Genomic DNA, 4358 nt, shown 5'->3' on the forward strand with positions numbered 1-4358 from the left:
CGACAAGGATCGGTTGGAGGTCAAAACGTGGTTTGGGCAATGGGTGCCGAACCGTGAAACAAACGGTTCGGGTCGTAAGGCTCTAGAGACCAAAACCCGTAAAAGGCTGACCAAGCAAATCGTAAATGATGTACGTGACAACATCCCCTATATGAAACAATCTTCAGGCACGATGATTCACCGCGCTTTGAAAGGGCTGATCGGTTTTTAAACATTTGAAGAGAGCTTACGCAAGAAGTCCAAGAAAATAGGAGAACGCTTTCAAATTGCATTGTACAAGAAAAGTGCCCACAAAAGCTTGACTGCATCCGTAGCGGTCATGCTGTCGTAAATGGGGAACCGGACAGGTTATAATAAAGAGGCATGAATCGATCGGGAGGTCGTTGGCTTTGATATATAGTTGTCTCGATCATGTGGAATTGGCGCTTGAGAAGGTGATCGATGAAACGCTTCAGGCGCCGGTTATGGACGAAGTCCCGAAAGAACGGCAATTATCCACAAGATGTGAATACTGTGATCGGCCGGCCATATATGTAGTATCAAACAGTTATTCCCATACAGAATGTGGATAATGAATGTGGATATGTGGATAAATGCTGTTAATAACTTGTTTATAGGGGAGGGATAACTTGTGCATATTACGATTCTCGCCGTCGGCAAACTAAAGGAAAAATATTTGAAGCAGGGCATCGACGATTACATCCGCCGCCTCGGGCCTTATGCGAAAGTGGCCGTGGTCGAGGTGCCCGACGAACCGGCCCCGGAAACGATGAGCGAAGCCGAAATCGCCGCCGTAAAACGGGCGGAAGGCGAACGGCTCCTCGGCAAATTGGCCTCGGACGCCTACGCGATCGCCTTGGCGGTTGACGGCAAAGCGATGACGTCCGAGGCCTTTGCGGCGAAGCTCGATGACCTGGCGACTTACGGGAAAAGCAAAATCGCCTTTATCATCGGCGGTTCGAACGGCTTGAGCGACGAGGTGCTGCGGCGCGCCGACTTCAAGCTGTCCTTCTCGTCGTTTACCTTCCCCCATCAGCTCATGCGCCTCATCCTGCTCGAGCAAATTTACCGGGCTTTTAAGATTAACTGGGGAGAACCATATCATAAGTAAAGCGATTTTCCCAGGATTTTCGAAAAGCCATTTTACACAACAATAGGGTTCAGGATCATCAGACGTATGATTTTTAGGGAATAGAAGCGTTAGTGGGAGTAGAGACCGTTGGAAAAACAAGAGAGCGGATATCGGTGGATCGTTTTTATCGCGGTGGTGTTTTCTTATTTATTAATTGTGACGCAAAGGACGGCACCGGGATTAATTACCGACCAATTAATAAGGGATTTCGGGTTGTCGGCATCGATGATCGGATTGTTGACGGGAATTCAATTTTTGGCGTACGCGGGCTTGCAAATTCCGATCGGAATTTTGTCCGACCGCTTTGGCCCCAATCTGTTCCTTATTGCTGGGACGTTGCTGAATGGAATCGGCACGTTCATTTACAGCCTCGCGCCGAATGAATGGGTGCTTTTATTCGCCCGTTTATTGGTGGGCGTCGGGGATGCGACCATTTGGATCAATTTGGTTTTGATTTTAAGCCAATGGTTTAAAGCGCAAGAATTTGTCGGTCTGCTAGGGATTTCGGGTATGGCCGGAAGTCTCGGCTTTTTGCTCGCCACCGTCCCTTTTTCGGCGTGGATCGCCTTTTCGGGCTGGCGCGCGCCCTTTTTTACGGTCGGGCTCGTTTTATCCCTGTGCGGCGTTCTTCTTTATTTTGTGCTTGTCAAACAGCCGAAACGCATGGGATTTGCCGCCTCCGCGGCGGAGGATAAACCCGCCCGGATGGAAGAAAAACGCAAAAATACATTGCTTGTGTTGCGCCGCATCTTTACCGACCGGCAAGCATGGGCGGCGTTCTTCTGCCACTTCGGGCTCGTCGGCACGTATGTCGGATTTATCGGATCGTGGGCCGTGCCGTATGGGATGGACGTGTACGGCATATCGCGCACGGACGCGAGCCGGCTCATCATGCTCGGCCTTTTTGGGGCAATCATCGGCGCGCCGCTGACCAGTTGGATTTCGAACCGCTTTAATTCGATCAAGCGGCCATATGTCGCCGTTCATGCGTTGATTTTTTTAAGTTGGGCCGCCTTGTTCTGTTTTGGAGGCCAGCCGCCATATTTTTTATTGATCATTCTCTTCTTGATCATTGGTTACGGCAACGGGGCGAGCGCGTTAACGTTTGCAGTCGTGCGCCAATCATTCGCCGTGTACGAGGTCGGCGTCGCGTCGGGGTTTGCGAACACCGGCGGATTTATTAGCGCCATCCTCCTCCCGAGCATTTTTGGGAAAGTATTGGATCATTTTGCCGCCGGTCCGGCGAGCGCTGGCTACCGCTACGGGTTTATCATTCCGGTTTTGTTCGCCTTGATCGGCTTGGCGGGCGGGCTACTCATTAAAGAACAACGGCGGGAAAGGCGCCGGCCCAGCGAATGAGGGTCTATTCTCTATTCGCTCATTTGTCCGGAGTGAGGACGCCGGCGGCCGCAATGAAGGGCGATTTTGCCCCGGTTACAGCGGGAGGGCGCCGTGCGCGCAATCTCACATCCGCGTTTTCGGCCGATTGCATCGGCTTTGGATGCCTCACGCGCAGCGCGTCCCGCTCGTTGATCATGGCGACGGAAGCGGCGGTGTGCGCCGGCGGTGCCATCGGGCGGGGACGCCCGCCTGCGGAAAGTGTCCTTCGGTCACATGAGCCGGTCAATATCCGAAACGGATTCGGGAGGCGCGCAACCGTGTTTTTATCGCGTGCGGCCGGTGCTGCCGCAACGGCGCCGGCCGGAAGTTTCTTCTTTTGGGATCTTCCATTTTCCACATATTTATATTAAACTTTTAGCTGGCATTTTCCCGCAATTCTATTTTTTTATAAAGACCAAATGGGGGGAGACGTTTGATCAAAAAATATGTGCACCGCACCGTTGCGCTCGCGGTCGCGTTGTTGATCATTTTCGGCCAGATCGGTGTTTTTCCGGGCAAAGCCCATGCCTATAGCTCCGGCCCGGAATTGGACAATCGCGTCATTTTCCAAAGTTTCAGCTTGTATCAGCCCTATGAGAGCAATATGTATAAGATTCTCGCCACCAAAGGGGATTTGTTGAAGGAATGGGGGATCACGGACGTTTGGCTGCCGCCCGCTTACCGTTCCTTTAACATGGCCCGTTATATGGAAGGCTACGCCATCGCCGACCGCTATGACTTAGGCGAGTTCAACCAAGGCCCGAACAATGAACGGGCGACGAAATACGGGACGAGCGATGAGCTGAAGGACATGATCGACAAACTCCACGCCGCCGGCTTGAAAGTGCAGGAGGATCTTGTTCCGAACCAGTTGTTGGGCTTGAATGGCCGGGAAGCCGTTTATGTCACCCGGGTGGACAACAACGGCGATTTGTTTAAAAACCCGTACACGACGGGGCTCACGACGAGGATCCGAGCCGACCTTTATTTGGCGTATACGAAAGGCGGCGGTCAAGGCCAAGCGAAGTACGGTTACATCAAGGAATGGAATAAAAATTATTTTAACGGGACGTCATTGCAAGGCCAGGGCATGGGCCGCGTCATGACAGACGATAACGGGAAGCCGTACCGCTTTTTCGGGCCCAATGATCCGAGAAATTATTTGCCGAGCTGGCTGGAAGAAGCGGCCGCGGCGAACAAAATCAACACCGTCGATACGTATTTGCCGGTGGACGGCTGGTATGCGGCCAAAGACGCCGCCACGTCCGACCAATATTGGAAGCCGATGCTCATTCATTATGCAAAGGACAAAGGGTATCTTTCGTTCATGAGCCAACACGGCTTCGCGACGGTTGACGATATTATTAACGGCGACAACGCCGAGATTGCCAAATGGACGAACGCATACATCCAGTCCCGGCCGGAGTACGGCTTCGGGTCGGAAGAAAGAAGCTATAAAAACGACAATTCGGGCATCGATGACCAAGACCAGTTTTTGTTTGTAAAGAAAAACGGAAGGACAAAACATAATATCCATAACACCATCAGTGGCAACAACGAGTTTTTGGTCGGTCTGGATATCGACAATTCCAACCCGACCGTGCAAAAAGAACAAATCCACTGGATGGATTGGTTGCTCGACACCTATAAATTTGACGGGTTCCGCATCGACGCCGCCAGCCATTACGACAAGCAAGTGCTGCTTGATGAAGCGGATGTCATGAAAGCGCATTTCGGAAACAATTTAAACAATCACTTAAGCTACATCGAATCGTATTCCAGCGCGGCGGAAAAATTCGAAAACGAAAACGGCAACCCGCATTTGACCATGGATTGGGCGCTGTAT

The 4358-nt window shown here is 51.7% G+C and carries 4 protein-coding genes and 1 pseudogene; all 5 read left to right on the forward strand.

Going from position 1 to position 4358, the window contains the following annotated elements:
• A pseudogene (locus CCB157_RS17720) lies at positions 1-211 on the forward strand (hypothetical protein); the annotation flags it as partial.
• A gap of 178 nt (positions 212-389) precedes the next feature.
• Entirely contained in the window at positions 390-572 is a 183-nt protein-coding gene (locus tag CCB157_RS15815) for a CxxH/CxxC protein (protein WP_077616806.1), read from the forward strand.
• A 59-nt stretch (positions 573-631) separates the two neighbouring features.
• Positions 632-1111 (forward strand): 23S rRNA (pseudouridine(1915)-N(3))-methyltransferase RlmH, encoded by a 480-nt coding sequence (gene rlmH, locus CCB157_RS15820; RefSeq protein WP_077616807.1) that lies wholly within the window; start codon positions 632-634, stop codon positions 1109-1111.
• Between the two features lie 108 nt (positions 1112-1219).
• Positions 1220-2491 (forward strand): MFS transporter, encoded by a 1272-nt coding sequence (locus tag CCB157_RS15825; RefSeq protein ID WP_077616808.1) that lies wholly within the window; start codon positions 1220-1222, stop codon positions 2489-2491.
• Positions 2492-2945: 454 nt separating this feature from the next.
• Positions 2946-4358: glycoside hydrolase family 70 protein (locus CCB157_RS15835; RefSeq protein WP_238594742.1), on the forward strand; the 1413-nt coding region annotated here is incomplete at its 3' end.

Source organism: Caenibacillus caldisaponilyticus, from assembly GCF_002003465.1.
Classification (GTDB): domain Bacteria; phylum Bacillota; class Bacilli; order Bacillales; family Sporolactobacillaceae; genus Caenibacillus; species Caenibacillus caldisaponilyticus.